Source organism: Pseudoxanthomonas sp. USHLN014, from assembly GCF_037153335.1.
GTDB lineage: Bacteria > Pseudomonadota > Gammaproteobacteria > Xanthomonadales > Xanthomonadaceae > Pseudoxanthomonas_A > Pseudoxanthomonas_A winnipegensis.
This window is the reverse complement of record NZ_JBBCKO010000002.1, coordinates 602,719-621,418: the sequence shown is the minus strand read 5'-3', so window position 1 is coordinate 621,418 and position 18,700 is coordinate 602,719. Positions and strand designations below refer to the sequence as shown.

General features: G+C 69.8%; 19 protein-coding genes. 16 read left to right on the top strand and 3 right to left on the bottom strand.

The window, feature by feature from the left end:
- Nucleotides 1–3 precede the first annotated feature (3 nt).
- From WFQ05_RS06675 to WFQ05_RS06665, 3 genes are all read left to right on the top strand, one after another.
- Nucleotides 4–810, top strand: a complete 807-nt coding sequence (locus WFQ05_RS06675; RefSeq protein WP_337053190.1) for a MetQ/NlpA family ABC transporter substrate-binding protein — start codon at nt 4–6, stop codon at nt 808–810.
- Nucleotides 811–843: 33 nt separating this feature from the next.
- The gene (locus WFQ05_RS06670) at nt 844–966 is read left to right on the top strand and encodes a hypothetical protein (protein WP_268960389.1); all 123 of its coding nucleotides are present in this window, start codon (nt 844–846) and stop codon (nt 964–966) included.
- Between the two features lie 147 nt (nt 967–1,113).
- On the top strand, nt 1,114–1,332 hold the full coding sequence (locus tag WFQ05_RS06665) for a hypothetical protein (protein ID WP_337053188.1): 219 nt from the start codon (nt 1,114–1,116) through the stop codon (nt 1,330–1,332).
- Between the two features lie 128 nt (nt 1,333–1,460).
- Here WFQ05_RS06665 and WFQ05_RS06660 read toward each other — a convergent pair whose 3' ends face one another.
- From WFQ05_RS06660 to cls, 3 genes are all read right to left on the bottom strand, one after another.
- Nucleotides 1,461–2,237 (bottom strand): pyridoxine 5'-phosphate synthase, encoded by a 777-nt coding sequence (locus tag WFQ05_RS06660; protein ID WP_130524136.1) that lies wholly within the window; start codon nt 2,235–2,237, stop codon nt 1,461–1,463.
- Nucleotides 2,227–2,496, bottom strand: coding sequence for a hypothetical protein (locus tag WFQ05_RS06655; protein WP_337053187.1), 270 nt, complete (start codon nt 2,494–2,496; stop codon nt 2,227–2,229). Before WFQ05_RS06655 ends, WFQ05_RS06660 begins: the two co-directional genes overlap by 11 nt.
- A gap of 72 nt (nt 2,497–2,568) precedes the next feature.
- On the bottom strand, nt 2,569–4,023 hold the full coding sequence (gene cls / locus WFQ05_RS06650) for a cardiolipin synthase (protein ID WP_337053185.1): 1,455 nt from the start codon (nt 4,021–4,023) through the stop codon (nt 2,569–2,571).
- 188 nt (nt 4,024–4,211) lie between these two features.
- Between cls and WFQ05_RS06645 the strand changes: the two genes are divergently transcribed.
- The 13 genes from WFQ05_RS06645 (at nt 4,212) to WFQ05_RS06585 (ending at nt 18,698) form a co-directional block, all read left to right on the top strand.
- Nucleotides 4,212–5,324, top strand: a complete 1,113-nt coding sequence (locus WFQ05_RS06645; RefSeq protein ID WP_337053184.1) for an NAD(P)-dependent alcohol dehydrogenase — start codon at nt 4,212–4,214, stop codon at nt 5,322–5,324.
- A gap of 5 nt (nt 5,325–5,329) precedes the next feature.
- A complete protein-coding gene (locus WFQ05_RS06640) occupies nt 5,330–6,829 on the top strand; it encodes an AMP-binding protein (protein WP_337053183.1) in 1,500 nt (499 codons plus the stop codon).
- 48 nt (nt 6,830–6,877) lie between these two features.
- Nucleotides 6,878–8,332 carry an aldehyde dehydrogenase family protein gene (locus tag WFQ05_RS06635; RefSeq protein ID WP_337053182.1) on the top strand — a complete coding sequence of 485 codons (1,455 nt, stop codon included), beginning with the start codon at nt 6,878–6,880 and terminating at the stop codon, nt 8,330–8,332.
- Between the two features lie 125 nt (nt 8,333–8,457).
- Entirely contained in the window at nt 8,458–10,053 is a 1,596-nt protein-coding gene (locus WFQ05_RS06630; RefSeq protein ID WP_205954943.1) for a carboxyl transferase domain-containing protein, read from the top strand.
- Nucleotides 10,054–10,069: 16 nt separating this feature from the next.
- Nucleotides 10,070–11,941, top strand: a complete 1,872-nt coding sequence (locus WFQ05_RS06625; protein ID WP_337053180.1) for a biotin carboxylase N-terminal domain-containing protein — start codon at nt 10,070–10,072, stop codon at nt 11,939–11,941.
- Nucleotides 11,938–12,402, top strand: a complete 465-nt coding sequence (locus WFQ05_RS06620) for a MaoC family dehydratase (RefSeq protein ID WP_337053179.1) — start codon at nt 11,938–11,940, stop codon at nt 12,400–12,402. Before WFQ05_RS06625 ends, WFQ05_RS06620 begins: the two co-directional genes overlap by 4 nt.
- The gene (locus tag WFQ05_RS06615) at nt 12,399–13,241 is read left to right on the top strand and encodes a CoA ester lyase (protein ID WP_337053177.1); all 843 of its coding nucleotides are present in this window, start codon (nt 12,399–12,401) and stop codon (nt 13,239–13,241) included. The genes WFQ05_RS06620 and WFQ05_RS06615 overlap by 4 nt, the downstream gene beginning before the upstream one ends.
- Nucleotides 13,241–13,945: a CoA transferase subunit A gene (locus tag WFQ05_RS06610; RefSeq protein ID WP_337053176.1), complete on the top strand. Its 705-nt coding sequence runs from the start codon at nt 13,241–13,243 to the stop codon at nt 13,943–13,945. Before WFQ05_RS06615 ends, WFQ05_RS06610 begins: the two co-directional genes overlap by 1 nt.
- Nucleotides 13,946–13,947: 2 nt before the next feature.
- Nucleotides 13,948–14,586: a 3-oxoacid CoA-transferase subunit B gene (locus WFQ05_RS06605; RefSeq protein WP_130532242.1), complete on the top strand. Its 639-nt coding sequence runs from the start codon at nt 13,948–13,950 to the stop codon at nt 14,584–14,586.
- 384 nt (nt 14,587–14,970) lie between these two features.
- Nucleotides 14,971–15,969: a hypothetical protein gene (locus WFQ05_RS06600; protein ID WP_130532243.1), complete on the top strand. Its 999-nt coding sequence runs from the start codon at nt 14,971–14,973 to the stop codon at nt 15,967–15,969.
- A gap of 21 nt (nt 15,970–15,990) precedes the next feature.
- On the top strand, nt 15,991–16,791 hold the full coding sequence (locus WFQ05_RS06595) for an HAD family hydrolase (protein ID WP_337053175.1): 801 nt from the start codon (nt 15,991–15,993) through the stop codon (nt 16,789–16,791).
- A 52-nt stretch (nt 16,792–16,843) separates the two neighbouring features.
- On the top strand, nt 16,844–17,257 hold the full coding sequence (locus WFQ05_RS06590) for a PEP-utilizing enzyme (RefSeq protein WP_130524124.1): 414 nt from the start codon (nt 16,844–16,846) through the stop codon (nt 17,255–17,257).
- Between the two features lie 31 nt (nt 17,258–17,288).
- The gene (locus tag WFQ05_RS06585) at nt 17,289–18,698 is read left to right on the top strand and encodes a hypothetical protein (protein ID WP_130524123.1); all 1,410 of its coding nucleotides are present in this window, start codon (nt 17,289–17,291) and stop codon (nt 18,696–18,698) included.
- Nucleotides 18,699–18,700: the final 2 nt, after the last annotated feature.

Genomic DNA, 18,700 nt, shown 5'->3' with positions numbered 1-18,700 from the left:
TCCATGAACCTCCTGCGACTCCTTGGCGTGCTGACCACCCTGGCGCTGGCCGGCTGCGGCAACGGCACGCCCTCCACCGGTGAAGCGCACAGCGCGCCGCTCACCGTCGCCGCCACGGCGGTGCCGCACGCGGAGATCCTGGAGGTCGTCAAGCCGCTCCTGGCCAAGGAAGGCGTGGCGTTGGACATCAAGGTCTTCAACGACTACGTCCAGCCCAACGACCAGGTCGTGCAGGGGCACATCGACGTGAACTACTTCCAGACCGAGCCGTATCTGGCGGCCTACAACAAGGATCGCGGCACCGATCTGCAGACCATCGTCGGCGTGCACATCGAGCCGTTCGGCGCGTATTCGCGGCGCTTCAAGTCGCTCGATGCGCTTCCCAACGGCGCCGATGTCGTGATCCCCAACGACCCCAGCAACAACAGCCGGGCGCTGATCCTGCTGGACAAGTTCGGCGTGATCAAACTCAAGGATCCGGGCAATCCGCTGTCCACGCTGCGCGATATCGTGTCCAACCCCAAGCAGCTCAAGTTCCGCGAGCTGGACTCGGCGATGCTGCCGCGCGTGCTGGACCAGGTGGACCTGGCGCTGATCAACACCAACTACGCGCTGGACGCGGGCCTGGACCCCACGCGCGATGCGCTGGCCATCGAAAGCCGCGACTCGCCCTACGTCAATTTCCTGGTCGGCCTGCCCGCCGCCAAGGACGATCCGCGCGTGCAGAAGCTGGCCAAGGCGCTGACCGGGCCGGAGGTGCGCGCCTTCATCGAGTCCAAGTACAAGGGCGCGGTGCTGCCGGCGTTCTGAAGGGCGCCGGCCCATCGAGGTGATGGAATAAGCGTGCAGCGAAACCCGCGTCAGCGGATGGAAAGCGCGGATCTTGCGCCCGATCGCATGAGTCTGGCGCTGGCGGATGTCCTGGACGGGAAGAAGTTCGGCAAGCGGATGGTCAGGCTCGACTGAGTCGCGCGGTTTGCCATGAGCTCATGCGTGCTCGGAATTTGTCGCGGCGCGTGCCTCAGGGTTTACTGGAGCTGCGATCCACGTGACGCGCCCCTTGGGTTGGGGGAAGGGCTGCACCAGTCGTCGCCTTGTGGGAGGTGGCGGCTGGTGCAGCAGGCTGTCGTGCTGCTGAGCTCCGTGGATTTCTCCTTCGTCTGTTCGAAATCGTGCGGCGGCTGTGCCGCGACGATCGGCGTGTCTGGTCGGTGCGACCTCGGGCGCTTCTCGCGATCGATGATCACGGCGCGGGTGCGTGCCGGCTTCGTTGGGGGCAGCGGTCCGGCGGGCGGCGGCCGCTTATCCCTCGGTCAGGGCATCCTGCCCTGACTCGGGCGCTCGGCTTCCTGCCTCGCTCGTCGCGGCCACCGCCCGCCAGCCCACTGCCGCGCGCGTTACGTCAGGGGACTTCGGCGCGAAGAAGCCTCGATCCATTGGCGCGTGCGTGCTTGGCGGTGTCAGGGCTGCGGGGTGGCGCCGGTGATGGCGAGGTAGCGGCGCACGGTGGTGTCCAGGCCGTCGTAGAGGGCTTCGGAGATCAGGGCGTGGCCGATGGAGACTTCCTGCACGTGGGGCACGGTGTCCAGGAACAGGCCCAGGTTGTCCTGGCTCAGGTCGTGGCCGGCGTTGACGCCCAGGCCGAGTGCCTGGGCGGCGCGGGCGGTGGCGGCGAAGGCGTCGAGCGCCGGCTGCGGCGTGCCTGCGGCGCAGGCCTCGGCGTAGGGGCCGGTGTAGAGCTCGATGCGGTCGGCGCCCATCGCGGCGGCCTGCGCCAGTTCGCGGCAGCCGGCGTCGACGAACAGGCTGACCCGGCAACCCAGTGCCTTGAACTGGGCCACCAGCGGCGCCAGGCGCGCCCCGTCCCGGGCGAAATCGAAGCCGTGGTCGGAGGTGAGCTGGCCGTCGGCATCTGGCACCAGGGTGACCTGGGCCGGACGGACCTGTTCGCACAGCGCGACCAGGCCGGGATAGCCGGGCCTGGGGGGCGCGAAGGGATTGCCCTCGACGTTGAACTCGACCTGGAACTGCGCGGTCAGCGCGGCCAGGGCGATGACGTCCTCGGCGGTGATGTGGCGCCGGTCGGGGCGCGGATGCACGGTGATGCCCTGGGCGCCGGCCGACAGGCAGGTGCGCGCGGCGCGCAGCACGTCGGGCTCCTCGCCGCCGCGCGAGTTGCGCAACACGGCGATCTTGTTGACGTTGACGCTCAGGGCGGTGCGCGGCTCAGGGGCCATTGCGCGGGTCCGCGGTGGAGGCCTGTTCGGCGGCCTTGCGCGCCTTGGCCTGTTCGCGCAGGCGGTGCAGTTCGACCGGGTCGATCATGCCGCGGCCATCGGCGCTGCCGTTGCCGGCGCGGGCGGCGTACCAGCCCAGCGCCCAGGCCACCAGCAGGCCGAGCGCGGTCAGCAGCATCACCACCATCAGCGCCATCGACGTGGTGCGCAGGGCCACGCCCATCGCGCCCAGCGAAAGCAGCAGAAAGAGCCAGTACATGGGATACCGCGCAGGCCGGGAGGACGGCCTGGATTCTACCGTCCCGTGCGCGCGGCGGGCGCTGCGGCCGCGCTACAGCAGCGGCGAGGCCAGGCGGGCCAGGGCCTCAGGCAGGCGGTTGCGCCACAGCGAGCGGTTGCGGGCGTTGTGCACGGGCGTGGCGCTGGCGAACTCGCCTTCCAGCAGCGCGGCCAGGCGGCGGCCGAAGCCCTCGTCGCGGAACAGCAGGCCGACCTCGAAGTTCAGCCGGAAGCTGCGGTGGTCGAAGTTGGCGCTGCCCAGCACGGCCAGGCGCTCGTCGCACAGCAGGGCCTTGGTATGCAGCATGCGCGGACCGTATTCGTAGACCTTGACCCCGGCGGCCAGCAGCTCGTCGAAGTAGGAGCGCGCCGCATAGGTGACGAAGCGCGAGTCGCTGAGCTTGGGTACCAGCAGGCGCACGTCCAGGCCGGCCAGCGCGGCCGAGGTCAGCGCCATCATCGCCGCCTCGCCGGGCACGAAGTAGGGCGTCACCAGCCAGACGCGCTCGTCGGCGTCGTGGATCGCGCCGACCTGCAGGCGGTGGATGGCTTCCCAGTCCGAGTCCGGCCCGGAGGTCAGCACCTGCACGGGAATCTCGCCCGGTGGCGCGTCTTCCTTCGGCGCCCACAGCACGGTGCCGGCGAAGTCGGCGCGGCCCTGGCCGCTGGCGTAGATCCAGTCCTCGACGAACACCTGCTGCAGGCCGCGCACGACTTCGCCCTCCACGCGCAGGTGCAGGTCGCGGTAGGCGTCGGCGCGCAGGGCGTCGTTCTCCTCGTCGGTGATGTTGATGCCGCCGGCGAAGCCGACCGTGCCGTCGATCACCACGATCTTGCGGTGCGTGCGCAGGTTGACCCAGGGCCGGCTGAAGGGCTTGAACTGGGTCGGATGGAACCAGCACTGCTCGCCACCGGCGTCCAGCAGCGGCTTGAGGAAGCGCCGGTTGGCCTTGCCGGCGCCGACCGCGTCGAGCAGCAGGCGCACGCGCACGCCGGCGCGGGCGCGTTCGATCAGCGCATCGCGCACGCGCGTGCCGGTGCGGTCGCGCTCGAAGATGTAGTACTCCAGGTGCACGTGGTTGGTGGCGGCGGCGATGGCCGCCAGCAGCGCCTCGTAGGTGGCCGCGCCATCGACCAGCAGGTCCGCGCGCGTGGCCGAGGAGGGCGGCAGGCCGGTCACCGCCTGGCCGAGCAGGGCCAGCTCGGTGCACAGCTGGTCGGGCGGGCAGATCGCCTCGTGCGCGTCCATGCCGTCGCGCGAGCGGTGGCGGCGCAGGCGCTGGCGCTTGATCTTCTGCGGGCCCAGCGCGAAGTAGATCAGGAAGCCGATGTAGGGCAGGGCGGCCAGCGACAGCAGCCAGCTGAGCGTGGCCGCCGGCTCGCGCTTCTGCAGGATGATCCAGCCGGCCAGCACCAGCAGGTACACCACCCAGGCGGTGGTGAGGTAGGTCTTCAGGTGCGGGATGTCCGCGATGTCGTGCCACAGCGTGGCGAGTGCGTCGAGCATCGGGCGATTGTAGAAGGCGCATGCGACGCGCAGACGACCGAGCGCGGATCTTTGTTGCGCCGCGCCAGCACGGCGGATAGGCCGGCCGCGGTTCTTTGTCCCCGCCGGCCGTGTCGGGCGGCAGGCCTTCTTTGTAGCGTGCCTGCCACGGTCGGGCGCTGCCCGGCCATCTCGACGGAGCTTGATCGATGGTCACGATGAAGGCGGCAGTGGTGCGGGAGCAGGGCGGCAGCTTCGCCATCGAGCAGATCCAGCTGGAGGCGCCGCGCGACAACGAGGTGCTGGTGCGGATCCTGGGCGTGGGCATGTGCCACACCGATCTGGTGGTGCGCGACCAGTACTTCCCCACGCCGCTGCCGGCCGTGCTCGGGCACGAGGGCGCGGGTGTGGTCGAACAGGTCGGCGCGGGGGTGACCAAGGTCAAGCCGGGCGACCACGTGGTGCTCAGCTACGCCAGCTGCGGGGTCTGCGCGAACTGCCAGAAGGGCCTGTACGGCTACTGCCCGGACCTGTACGGGCGCAACTTCAGCGGCGGCCGCCCGGACGGCTCCAGCCCGTGCTGCGATGCGCACGGCCAGCGCGTGAGCGCCTACTTCTTCGCCCAGTCCTCCTTCGGCGAGTACGCCCTGGCGACCGAGCGCAACGTGGTGAAGATCCCCGACGATGTGCCGGTGGAGATCATGGGCCCGCTGGGCTGCGGCATCCAGACCGGCGCCGGCGCGGTGATCAATGCGCTCAAGCCCGGCGCGGGCACCTCGATCGCGATCTTCGGCGCCGGTTCGGTCGGCCTGGCCGCGGTGATGGCGGCCAAGGTGGTGGGCTGCACCACGATCATCGCGGTGGACCTCAACGAAGGCCGCCTGTCCCTGGCCAAGGAACTGGGCGCCACGCACGCGATTAACGGCCGCGAGGACGCGGTGGCCGCGATCCAGGCCATCACCGGCGAGGGCGTGCAGTACTCGCTCGAATGCACCGGCCTGCCCAAGGTGCTGCGCCAGGCGGTGGACAGCCTGCGCCTGACCGGCGTGTGCGGGATCATCGGCGTGGCGCCGCTGGGCACCGAGGTGTCGCTGGACATCAACGGCCTGCTGTTCGGCCGCACGGTGCGCGGCATCATCGAAGGCGACAGCGTGCCGGACTTGTTCATCCCGCAGCTGGTGGATCTTTGGAAGCAGGGCCGCTTCCCGTTCGATCGGCTGATCCGCAAGTACCCGCTGTCGCAGATCGACGCGGCCGCGCACGCCTCCGAATCCGGTGAGGTGCTCAAGGCGGTGCTGATCCCCGAGGGCGCGGGAGCCTGAAGGCCATGCTGCGGCCGACCATGACCCATCTGGTGCGCGCGGCGGCCGAACGTTTCGGCCAGCGCGTGGCCCTGACCCTGCCCGGCGAGGGCCAGTACACCTACGGCCAGCTCGATGACCTGGCCGGGCGCTTCGCCGGGGGGCTGGCGGCGCTGGGCGTCGGTGCCGGCGATCGGGTGGTGCTGTATCTGCCCAATGGCTGGCAGTGGATCGCCGCCTACCACGCCATCGCGCGGCTCGGCGCGGTGGTGGTGCCGGCCAACATCCTGCTCAGCGCGCAGGAGGTGTCCTACATGGCCAGCGATGCGCAGGCGGTGGCGGTGATCCTGCCGGCCGAGCGCAACGCGGAGGTGAGCCTGGACGCGGCGGTGCTCCGCATCGCGCTGGGCCGGGCCGAGGGCGCGCATTCCTTCGACGAGGTCCTGGATGGCGTCTACCGGTTGCCGGTGGAACGCGACCCCGAGGATCTGTTCACCATCGGCTACACCTCCGGCACCACCGGCAAGCCCAAGGGCGCGATGCTGACCCATCGCTGCCTGTTCGCCAGCCTGTCCGGCACGGCCACCGTGCACGTGCGCCATGAGCACGATGTGGTGCTGTCCTGCCTGCCGTTCCCGCACGTGTACGGCAACATCGTGATGAACGCGATGTTCCTGGCCGGCACGCGGCTGGTGGCCACGCCGAAGTTCGACCCCGGCACGGCGCTGGCGCTGATCGCCAGCGAGCGGGTGACGCTGTTCGAAGGCGTGCCGACCATGTACTACCAGCTGCTGGCGCACGCGGACATCGGCCGCGCCGACCTGTCCAGCCTGACCCGCTGCACGGTGGGCGGGCAGACCATGCCGGTGGCCAAGCTCGAGGCGGTGGTGCGCAGGTTCGGCTGCCCGCTGCTGGAGCTGTGGGGCATGACCGAGCTGGCCGGGCCGGCCACCAGCCATTCGCCGTACTGGGCGCCGCGGCCCGGCTCGATCGGGCTGCCGTTTCCCGGCATGCAGGCGCGCATCGCCGACCTGGACGAACCCGGCCGTGATGCCGCGCCCGGCACGCCCGGCGAGCTGCTGGTGCGCGGCCCGCTGGTCACCACCGGCTACTACAACAACCCGGCCGCCACCGCGCAGGCGCTGGACGCGCAGGGTTGGCTGGCCACCGGCGACATCGCCTACGCCGACGCGGACGGCTATCTGTTCGTGGTCGACCGCAAGAAGGACATGATCATCACCGCCGGCTACAACGTGTACCCGGCCGAGCTGGAGCAGGTGGTGGCCATGCACCCGGACGTGGTGATGACCGCCGTGGCCGGCTTTCCCGACGAGGAGAAGGGCGAGATCGCCGTGGCCTTCGTCGTGCGCCGTCAGGGCGCGGCCCTGGACGAGGCCACGCTGCTGAGCCACTGCCGCCGCCACCTGGCCGCCTACAAGGTGCCGCGCTCGGTGCGCTTCGTCCACGACCTGCCCAAGACCAGCACCGGCAAGCTGATGCGCCGTGCGCTGGCCGACATCGCCTGACGGCGCTCCTTCCCGTTCCGCACACATCCCCGCACGAGGTGACCTGACATGCCCATCGACTTCTTCAAGGACTACACCCTGACCATCGACGGCCAGGCCGCGACCTCGGCCGCGACGCTGGAGGTGATCAACCCGGCCAACGAGCAGGTGATCGCTCGCGTGCCCGACGCCAGCCGCGAACAATTGGACGCCGCGGTGGCCGCGGCCAAGCGCGCCTTCCCGGCGTGGAGCGCGCTGCCGCTGGCCGAGCGCCAGCGCTACGTTGCGCGCATCGGCGATGCGATCGAGCGCCACGCCGAGGACTTCATGAAGCTGCTCACCCTGGAGCAGGGCAAGGCGCGCCAGGGCGCCGAATGGGAGATCGGCGGCTCGGCGATCTGGTGCCACGAGATCGCCAAGCAGGAGCTGCCGCTGCACGTGGTCGAGGACAGCGGCACGCGCCGGGTGGAGACGCGCCGCGTGCCGCTGGGCGTGGTCGGCGGCATCACCCCGTGGAACTTCCCGGTGCTGCTGGCGATCTGGAAGATCGCCCCGGCGCTGGTGGCCGGCAACACCATGGTGCTCAAGCCCTCGCCCTACACCCCGCTGACCACGCTCAAGCTGGGCGAGCTGCTGCGCGGCGTGCTGCCCGACGGCGTGCTCAACATCGTCTCCGGCGGCAACGAACTGGGCGCCTGGATCACCGCGCACCCGGACATCGCCAAGGTCAGCTTCACCGGCTCGACCGCGACCGGGCGCAAGATCATGGAATCGGCCTCGGGCAACCTCAAGCGCATCACCCTGGAGCTGGGCGGCAACGACCCGGCCATCGTGCTGCCGGACGTGGACGTGGAGGAGGTGGCCGAGAAGCTGTTCTGGGCGAGCTTCCAGAACAGCGCGCAGTTCTGCGTGGCGGCCAAGCGCCTGTACGTGCACGAGGACATCTACGACGACCTGGCCAAGGCGCTGGTGGCCTACGCCAAGACGGTGCAGGTCGGCGACGGCGCGTTGCCGCAGACCCAGCTGGGCCCGATCCAGAACCGCATGCAGTTCGAAAAGCTCAAGAACCTGCTGGCCGACGCCAAGGCCAACAAGCTGCGCTTCCTGCTCGGCGGCGACATCCCCGACCAGCCGGGCTACCTGGTGCCGATCACCCTGATCGACAACCCGCCCGACGACAGCCGCGTGGTGCGCGAGGAGGCCTTCGGCCCGGTGTTGCCGCTGCTGAAGTTCAAGGACGTGGACGAGGTGGTCGCGCGCGCCAACGACACCGAATACGGCCTGGCCGCCTCGGTCTGGTCGCGCGACGTGGAGGCCGCGCGCCAGGTGGCCGAGCGCATCGACGCCGGCACGGTGTGGATCAACGAGATCCACACCTTCTCCCCGCACGTGGCCTTCGGCGGGCGCAAGCAGTCCGGCATCGGCATCGAGAACGCGCTGGAAGGCCTGGCCGAATACACTGCGGTGCAGACCCTGGCCATCAATCGCGCGCAGGCCAGCGACGCAGGGCGCAAGGCCGCCTGAGGGCGGCCACGCCCGGCGCCGCCAGGCCGGGCATCGATGCGTTTGTTGTGCAGTGCGCGATGCGTCTTGCCTCGCGCCGCTGCCACCCTGCGCGTGCCCGCACGTTTTGCAACACGAGACCCGATGTGACTGTCCTCACCAGCCTGATCGACCTGGACGCCGCCTCCAGCCAAGCCAATGCCCAGCACAACCGCGCCCTGGCCCAGCAGCTGCGGGAGCGCGTGGCCAGCGCCGCCCTGGGCGGCTCGGCGCAGGCGCGCGAGCGCCATCTGGCCCGCGGCAAGCTGCTGCCGCGCGAACGGGTCAACCGCCTGCTCGACCCGGGCTCGCCCTTCCTGGAGATCGGCGCGCTGGCGGCCAACGGCATGTACGAGGACAGCGCGCCCGGCGCCGGGGTGATCGGCGGCATCGGCCGGGTCAGCGGGCGCGAGGTGATGATCCTGGCCAACGATTCGACGGTGAAGGGCGGCGCTTACTTCCCGATGACGGTCAAGAAGCACCTGCGCGCGCAGGAGATCGCGCTGGAGAACCACCTGCCGTGCATCTACCTGGTCGATTCGGGCGGCGCCAACCTGCCGCACCAGTCCGAGGTGTTCCCCGACCGCGAGCACTTCGGCCGCATCTTCTACAACCAGGCGCAGATGTCGTCCAAGGGCATCGCCCAGATCGCCTGCGTGATGGGCAGCTGCACCGCCGGCGGCGCCTATGTGCCGGCGATGAGCGATGAGACCATCATCGTGCGCGGCCAGGGCACGATCTTCCTGGCCGGCCCGCCGCTGGTGAAGGCGGCCACCGGCGAGGAGATCTCGGCCGAGGAGCTGGGCGGGGCCGACACCCACGGCCGGCGTTCGGGCGTGGTCGACCACGTCGCCGAGGACGACGAACACGCGCTGCTGCTGGTGCGCCAGATCGTGGCCACGCTCAACCATCCCAAGACGGTGGACATCGACCTGCAGCCGCCGCGGCCGCCGCGCCTGCCGGCCGAGGACCTGTACTCGATCATTCCGCAGGACGTGCGCGCGCCCTACGACGTGCACGAGGTGATCGCGCGCCTGGTCGATGGCTCGGAGCTGCACGAGTTCAAGCCGCTGTACGGCACCACGCTGGTGTGCGGCTTCGCGCGCATCTGGGGCATCCCGGTGGCGATCCTGGCCAACAACGGCGTGCTGTTCTCCGAAAGCGCGCAGAAGGGCGCGCACTTCATCGAACTGGCCTGCCAGCGCCGGGTGCCGCTGCTGTTCCTGCAGAACATCTCCGGCTTCATGGTCGGCGGCAAGTACGAGGCCGAGGGCATCGCCAAGCACGGCGCCAAGCTGGTCACCGCGGTGGCCACCGCCAGCGTGCCCAAGATCACCGTGCTGATCGGCGGCAGCTTCGGCGCGGGCAACTACGGCATGTGCGGGCGCGCCTACAGCCCGCGCTTTTTGTTCACCTGGCCCAATGCGCGCATCTCGGTGATGGGCGGCGAGCAGGCCGCCTCGGTGCTGGCCACCGTGCACCGCGACGCGGCCAGCTGGACGCCCGAGCAGCTGGAGGCCTTCAAGACGCCCATCCGCGAGGTCTACGAGCGCGAGGGCAATCCGTACTTCGCCACCGCGCGCCTGTGGGACGACGGCATCATCGACCCGGCGCAGACCCGCGACGTGCTGGGGCTGGCGTTCTCGGCCACCTTGAACGCACCCATTCCGCAGGCCGCACGCTTCGGCGTGTTCCGCATGTGATCGCCAGGAGAGTCCCATGATCGAGAGCCTGCTGATCGCCAACCGCGGCGAGATCGCCCGCCGCATCCTCCGCACCGCCCAGCGCCTGGGCGTGCGCACCATCGCCGTGTATTCCGAGGCCGATGCCGGCCTGCCGTTCGTGCGCGAGGCCGACCAGGCCGTGTGCATCGGCCCGGCGCCGGCGCGCGAGAGCTATCTGTCCGCCGACAAGCTGCTCGCCGCGGCGCGCCAGACCGGCGCGGCCGCGATCCATCCCGGCTACGGCTTCCTGTCGGAGAACGCCGAATTCGCCGACGCGGTGATCGCCGCCGGGCTGGTCTGGGTGGGCGCGCCGCCGGCGTCGATCCGCGCGATGGGGCGCAAGGACGCGGCCAAGGCGCGCATGCAGGCGGCCGGCGTGCCGGTCACGCCGGGCTATCTGGGCGAGGACCAGTCGGCGCCGCGCCTGCAGCGCGAGGCCGATGCCATCGGCTATCCGGTGCTGATCAAGGCCGTGTCCGGCGGCGGCGGCAAGGGCATGCGCAAGGTCGATGCGGCGGCCGACTTCGCCGCCGCGCTGGACAGCTGCCGGCGCGAGGCCGCCGCGGCCTTCGGCGACGACCGCGTGCTGCTGGAGAAGTACGTCAGCAATCCGCGCCACATCGAGGTGCAGGTGTTCGGCGACACGCACGGCAACGTGGTGCACCTGTTCGAACGCGACTGCTCGCTGCAGCGCCGCCACCAGAAGGTGATCGAGGAAGCGCCCGCGCCGGGCATGGACGCGGCCACGCGCCAGGCGCTGTGCGCGGCGGCGGTGAAGGCCGCGCGCGCGGTGGATTACGTGGGCGCCGGCACCATCGAGTTCATCGCCGATGGCTCGCAGGGGCTGCGCGCCGACGCGATCTGGTTCATGGAAATGAACACCCGGCTGCAGGTGGAGCATCCGGTGACCGAGTCGATCACCGGCCAGGACCTGGTGGAGTGGCAGCTGCGCGTGGCCTCGGGCGAGGCGCTGCCGCTGGCGCAGGATCAGCTGGCGATCCATGGCTGGGCGATGGAGGCGCGGCTGTACGCCGAGAACCCGTCCAACGGCTTCCTGCCGTCGATCGGTCCGCTCGAGCGCCTGCGTCTGCCCGAGGGCATCCGCGTGGACAGCGGTGTGGAGGAGGGCGGCGAGGTCAGCCCGTTCTACGACCCGATGATCGCCAAGCTCATCGCCCATGCGCCCACGCGCGCGCAGGCCGCGCGCCGCCTGGCGCAGGCCTGCGCCCAGGTGCAGGTGTGGCCGGTGCGCACCAACGCGGCGTTCCTGGCGCGCACCGCGGCGCATCCGCAGTTCGTGGCGGGGCAGGTCGATACCGGCTTCATCGCGCGGCATCTGGACGCGCTGCTGCCGCCGGCCGTGCCGCCGCCGGCGCTGCTGGACCAGGCCGCCAGTGCGCTGCTGCCGGCGCCGGGCGGCAGTCCGTGGACGGCGCTGCGCGGCTTCCGCGCCAATGCGCCGCGCGAGCATCGCGCCGCGATGCGCGTGGGCGAGGCGATCCACCTGGCGCAGTGGCACGCCGGCCCCGCGCCTGCGCTGGTGACGGTAGAGGGCACGCAGCTGCTGTTCGACGCCGGCCAGGCCTGGCCGGTGGCGGTGCCGACGCTGGGCGAGGCCGGCGCGGCGGGCGAGACCGGCGACGGCGCGCTGCTGGCGCCGATGCCCGGACGCATCGTCGCGGTGCAGGTGGCGCAGGGCGAGCAGGTGAAGCGCGGACAGGCGCTGGTGGTGCTGGAGGCGATGAAGATGGAGCAGACCCTGCAGGCGCCCTTCGCCGGCACGGTGCGCGAGCTGAGCGTGCAGGTCGGCGCGCAGGTGAGCGAGGGCAAGGTGTTGCTGGTGATCGAACAGGAGCAGGCGGCGTGAGCGGCGGACGGCACTTTGAGCAGTGGGCGATCGGCGATCGCATCGACCACGTGATGCGCAGGACGGTCACCGAGACCGACAACCTGCTGTTCTCCACCATGACCCACAACCCACAGCCGCTGCACCTGGACGCCGAGGCCGCGCGCGCCAGCGAGTTCGGCCGGATCCTGGTCAATGGCACCTTCACCTTCGCGCTGATGATCGGGCTGTCGGTGGGCGACACCACGCTGGGCACGCTGGTGGCCAACCTGGGCTACGACAAGGTGGTGATGCCCAAGCCGGTGTTCATCGGCGACACGCTGCGCGCGCAGACCGAAGTGGTGGACCTGCGGCCCAGCCGCTCGCGGCCCGAGGCGGGGCTGGTGACCTTCCGCCACCGCATGCTCAACCAGCGCGACGAGGTGGTATGCGAATGCCTGCGCACCGCGCTGCTGACGCGCTCGGATCAGGCGCCGGCATGAGGCTGCGCTCGCTGCTGTTCGTGCCCGGCGACCGCCCGGAGCGCTTCGCCAAGGCGCAGGCCAGCGGCGCCGACGCGATCATCCTGGACCTGGAAGACGCCGTCGCGCCGGAGAACAAGGACACTGCGCGCGCGGCGGTGGCCGCGTTCCTGCAGGCGCGCGCGACCGCGCAGGGCGGCACGGTGCTGGTGCGGATCAATCCCATCGACGGCGACGCCCTGGCGCGCGATCTGGCCGCCGCGCACGGCGCCGATGCGCTGGTGCTGCCCAAGGCCGAAGGCGCAGCCACGGTGCGCGCGCTGGCCGCGCATCTGGGCGATGCGCCCGTGCCGATCCTGCCCATCGCCACCGAGACGCCGGCCGCCATCTTCCAGCTGGGCAGCTATGCGCAGGTCGCCGAGCGCCTGTTCGGGCTGACCTGGGGCGCCGAGGACCTGCCGGCGGCCATCGGCGCGGCCGCCAGCCGCGAGGCCGACGGCCAGTACACGCCGCCCTACCAGACCGTGCGCGCGCTGGCGCTGTTCGCCGCGCATGCCGCCGGCGTGCCGGCCATCGACACGGTGTATCCGGCGCTGCAGGACGAGGCCGGCCTGACCGCCTACGCCGCGCGCGCGGCGCGCGACGGCTTCACCGGCATGCTGGCCCTGCATCCGGCGCAGGTGCCGATCATCAACCGCGCCTTCACCCCCGATGCGCAGGCCGTGGCGCACGCGCGCCGCATCGTCGCCGCGTTCGCCGCCGCGCCCGGCGCCGGCGCATTGCAGGTCGACGGGCGCATGGTCGATGCGCCGCATCTCAAGCAGGCCCGGCGCCTCCTCGCGCAGGCGGGAGAGGGTTGATGGGCAAGGTCTACGACAGCGCCGCAGCGGCGCTGCAGGGGTTGGTGTTCGATGGCATGACCGTCGCGGCCGGTGGCTTCGGCCTGTGCGGCATCCCCGAACGCCTGATCGACGCGCTGCGCGACACCGGCGTGCAGGGCCTGACCTGCGTGTCCAACAACGCCGGCATCGACGGCCAAGGCCTGGGCAAGCTGCTGCGCACGCGCCAGGTGCGCAAGATGGTGGCTTCCTACGTGGGCGAGAACAAGGAATTCGAGCGCCAGTACCTGTCCGGCGAGCTGGAGGTGGAGTTCTGCCCGCAGGGCACGCTGGCCGAGCGCCTGCGCGCCGGCGGCGCGGGCATTCCCGCCTTCTACACCGCCACCGGCGTCGGCACGCAAGTGGCCCAGGGCAAGGAAGTGCGCGAGTTCGACGGCAAGCGCTATGTGATGGAGCGCGGCATCCGCGCCGACCTGTCGCTGGTCAAGGCATGGAAGGCCGACACCGCCGGCAACCTGGTGTTCCGCAAGACCGCGCGCAACTTCAATCCGCCGGTGGCCACGGCCAGCCACCACACCGTGGTCGAGGTCGAGGAACTGGTGCCGGTCGGCACGCTGGACCCGGATGCGATCCACCTGCCCGGCCTCTACGTCGAACGCCTGATCGTGGGTGCGCCTTACGAGAAGCGGATCGAATTCGTCACCACCCGCGCCAGGGAGGACTGAGCATGGCCTGGACCCGCGAGCAGATGGCCGCGCGCGCCGCGCGCGAGCTGCGCGATGGCGATTACGTCAACCTGGGCATCGGCATTCCCACGCTGGTGGCCAACTTCGTGCCCGCCGGCATCGAGGTCACCCTGCAGTCGGAAAACGGCATGCTCGGCATCGGCCCGTTCCCGTATCCGGATGAGGTGGATGCCGACCTGATCAACGCCGGCAAGCAGACCGTGAGCCAGCTGCCGTCCAGCAGCTATTTCTCCTCCTCCGACAGCTTCGCCATGATCCGCGGTGGCCATATCGACCTAGCCGTGCTCGGCGCGATGGAAGTCTCCGAGACCGGCGACATCGCCAACTGGATGATCCCCGGCAAGATGGTCAAGGGCATGGGCGGCGCGATGGACCTGGTCGCCGGGGTCAAGCGCATCGTGGTGGTGATGGAGCACACCGCGCGCAACGGCGATCCCAAGTTCCTGACCCACTGCACGCTGCCGCTGACCGGCCAGGACGTGGTGGACATGATCGTCACCGACCTGTGCGTGTTCGCGCGCGAGCGCGGCGGGCGCTTCGCGCTGGTCGAGCTGGCGCCGGGCGTCAGCGCCCAGGACGTGCGCGAGCGCACCACCGCGCATTACGACCTGGCGCTGTGAGCTTTGTGCCTCTCTCCCGTTGGGAGAGGGGTTGGGGCGCGGGCGAAGCCTCATGCGGTCGAAGAAGGGGCGGGTTTCGCCCGGACCCTCATCCGCCCCTTCGGGGCACCTTCTTCCGATGGGAGAAGGGACATCTGCCGCCGCTTTTCGATGGCGAGGAAAGCCCCATGCCGCCATCCCGATGCGCCAACGCAAATCCAGCGCCGCCTTTGGGTGGGAGAGGGACATCCCGCGCTGTCTCCCGATGCGGAAACGCGATCCCACGCTGCACAGCACAATCCACCACGGCAAGCCACGCGCGCGTTTTTGTCCCCACCAGCCATGTGCAGCCGCGCAAGCAACCCATAGCCTGATCCCACGCCGCAACCGTACCCAGCCTGCCCCATGATCAAGCCCGAAGACGCCCGCTTCCACGCCCCCGACGCCGACAAGCCGCTGTGGGCAGAGACCAACTACTTCGGTTTCTACAATGCGCAGCGTGGGATCAACATCGGCGTCTACGCGCTGTTCCGCACCCAGCTGCGCACGGTCAATTCCTCGATCTGCGTGAGCAGCCGCTTCGCGGTGACGCCGTGGGAAGCGGACTACGTGGACTGGCAGGCCTCGATCCCGATGCCGGCCGACTGCGACCTGCTCGACTACAGCCTGCCCAACGGCCTGCGGGTGAAGACGCTGGAGCCCAACATGGCCTGGCACATCCGCTTCGACGATGCCGATCAGCTGAAGATCGACGTGACCTACCGCGCGATCATGCCGCCCTTCGACATCCACGATCCGGAGCAGGATCCGATGGTGGCCGCCGCCAGTGCGGCCGGCAAGTTCGCCTGGGGCACGGCCTACAACGGCCACTTCGACCAGAGCGGGCACTTCGAAGGCCAGGTGGTGCTGCGCGGCGAGCAGATCCCGATCGACTGCGTGTCGACCATGGACCACAGCTGGGGCCCGCGCCCGGAGCGCGGCGCGCCCAACATGTCCTGGCTGCACGCGCACGTGTCCAAGGACCTGGCCGTGCACGCGATCTTCGGCTTCGACCCGGCTGTGGACGATGGCGCGCTGTCGCTGACCCATGGCTATGTGGTCGAGCGGGGCCAGGTCTTCGGCTTCAAGGCCGGCAAGGGCAAGGTGCTGCGCAAGGTCGACCGCTATGCCGACACCGTCGAGCTGGAGCTGACCGACAGCCAGGATCGGGTCTGGAAGCTGCGCGGCAAGGGCATGACCAGTTTCCCGTGGCAGTGCTACGCCAATACGGTGGGCTTCAACGTGCTGGCGCGCTGGGACGTCAATGGCGAGGTGGGCTATGGCGAGCTGCAGGAGTTCTTCGAACTGCCCGCGCTGACCCGGCTCAACGCCGATGCGCGCACCCGCCGCCTGATCCACGCCTGAGCCTTGAGGACGCCCAGGCCCATGAACGCTCCCACCCCCGTCCGCGCCGTCCTGTTCGACCTCGACGGCACGCTGGTGCAGACGCGGGAGTCGTCCTGGGTGCTGTTCGAGCGTACCAACCGCGAGTTCGCGCTGGGCATCGACACGCGCGAGGAATACTTCGCGGTGTTCAAGGAGAACATGTTCGTCTCGCTGGCCAAGCTGGTGCCGGACCAGGCCAAGCGCGATGCGGCCATCGCCCACTTCCTGGAGCTGCTGCGCCGCGAGTACGCGCCGCCGCTGGTGCCGGGCATCGCCGATGTGGTCAAGACGCTGGCCCAGACCATGGTGCTGGGCATCGTCTCGACCAACAGCACCGAGGCCATTGCGCGGGTGGTGCGCGAATCGGGGCTGGAGTCGTACTTCGCCCACATCTTCGGCGGCGACATCGAGCCGGACAAGCGCGAGGCGATCCGCAAGTTCCTCACCGACCCATCCTATGCCACGCGCCGCCAGGGCCACGATGCCTACGAGGAGAAGTCGCCGCGCGGCCTGGCGCCGGACGAGGTGGTGCTGGTCACCGACACCGTCGGCGACACGTTGCATGCGCGCGAATGCGGCGTGCGCGTGATCGGCGTGACCTGGGGCCTGCACGAGGCCGGCGCGCTGCGCGACGCCGGGGCCGAGACCATCGCGCACTGGCCGCAGGAGCTGCTGTCCTGGCTGGCCCCTTCCATCCGCGCCATCCAGGCGCAGGACGCCGCCGGCCATGCCTCGCCCGCGCCGACCGACGGCGGCGCCACCGTCACCCGCATCGCCGGCAAGAAACACCCCACTTCGTAGGACGCCCTCGCGGGCGGCCGATCCCAATACGCGTTCCTGGGAGGGAACAACGATGAGTGTCATCGCACAGGGTTACAACAGCTTCGAGAGCAAGAAGTCGCCCGAGGGCGAGGTGATCTACCTGCCCAATCCGCAGTCGGTGATCAAGCTGATCCAGAGCGGCAAGCTCAAGCAGCACATCCTGCTGGTCCAGGGCGGCACCACGACCTTCCTCTCGCCGGCCATCAGCATGGGCGCCATCGGCGTGATCACCCTGTCCGGCGCGCCCGAGTCGCACCTGGGGATCCTGTCACGCGAGTTCCAGATGCCTTGCATCATGACCACCTACCTGCTCGACAGCGATGCCCGCTACGTCACCGGCGGCGACAACGACGCGCACTTCAAGGCCATGATCGAGCGCCTGGAAGGCAAGCGCGTGCGCCTGGACGTGACCGACGCCGAGTTCGGCCGCGTCGTCGAAGCCTGACCCCATCGCCGGTATCCGGGAGGATCCACACATGAGCAACTACAAGAAGCGCTACACCCCCGACGACGACGGCCTGCGGTTCCAGGACCTGACCTACGTCGGCAACTTCAAGGGCATGGAGCCGGTGCGCGATGGCATCATCGGCGACCGCGTGATGCGCAGCCGCGCCAAGAGCCGCGTGCTGGAGAAGGTCTCGCGCGAGGACGTGCTGCGCGACCAGTTCACCCTGGACGAACTCAACGACCTCAACAACTACCTGGCCTGGAACATCTGGGACGTGCTGGTGATGCGCGCCACCGAGGGCGTGTCCGGCATGATCCCGCGCCAGGAGTACGAGATCCTGGCCTTCATGAACGAGTTCTACCGCTGGCCGGAGATCCTGCGCATGACCACCGACGAGGTGGGCGCCGAGGGCGTGATGCGGATCGGCGCCACCGCCAAGCGCGAGATCGGCATCAAGGTCAACGCGGTGCACGACTGGTGCATCGGCGCGGTCGGCTTCGGCATGGGCCGCTGCGGCCTGCTGGCGCTGGAGGCGATCAAGCCCAACGACTACGTCGAGGAGAGCAACACCATCCTCAAGTTCATGCAGCGCGTGCTGTGGGGCAAGCGCCAGGACGGCTACATCCTCAATTCGCAGGATCGCTATCGCTGCGCCATCCACGACGCCGACGTGATCGAGCGCCTGGCCTCGCAGGTGGAGTGGTTCGAGCCGGAGAGCGACCAGCACGCGCAGTTCACCCAGTTCAACGCCTCGGCCGAGCTGCTGGCGTTCCTGGATCACTTCGACAACCGCCTGGGCCTGGGCGACACCGGCCCCTACGAGCTGCCCGACGGCAAGCTGATGATCATCCGCGACCTGTTCACCAACGAGGAGATCTATCACTGGAGCGACGTGTGCGACGCCAACGGCGTGCCGCACGCCTATTCGCTGCTGCTGGTGATCGACCCGGCGCTGCTCAAGCTCGACGAGATCCGCGTCAACGACATCTCCACCACCTTCACCCGGCCCAAGAACTACATCGAGGCCATCGTCGGCGGCGCGGTGTTCGCCCGCGAGAAGTGGAACACGCCGATGGAGGAGGTCTACCAGGTGCCGATCAAGGACCTGGGCAAGCGCCTGGAGGGCATCCAGCAGGCCACCTTCGGCCTGTACTCCAAGCTGGCGCGGATGTCGCGGCGGCAGCTGATCACCAATGGCATGTACACCTACTACATCGACATGATCCTGCCGCACCTACGCCTGGCCGGGACCTACGAGAAGGCGTGCGTGGACTACGACTTCTGGGAGATCGACCAGCGCGTGGCCAACTACTACTACGAGATCAACAAGCGCGGCTTCGCCCAGGCGGTGGTGCCGCAGAAGATCTTCTCCGGCGAGGGCTATCTGCCCTTCCCCGAGGGCACCGACCTGCGCCGGTCCAAGTACTTCTGGAGCTGAAG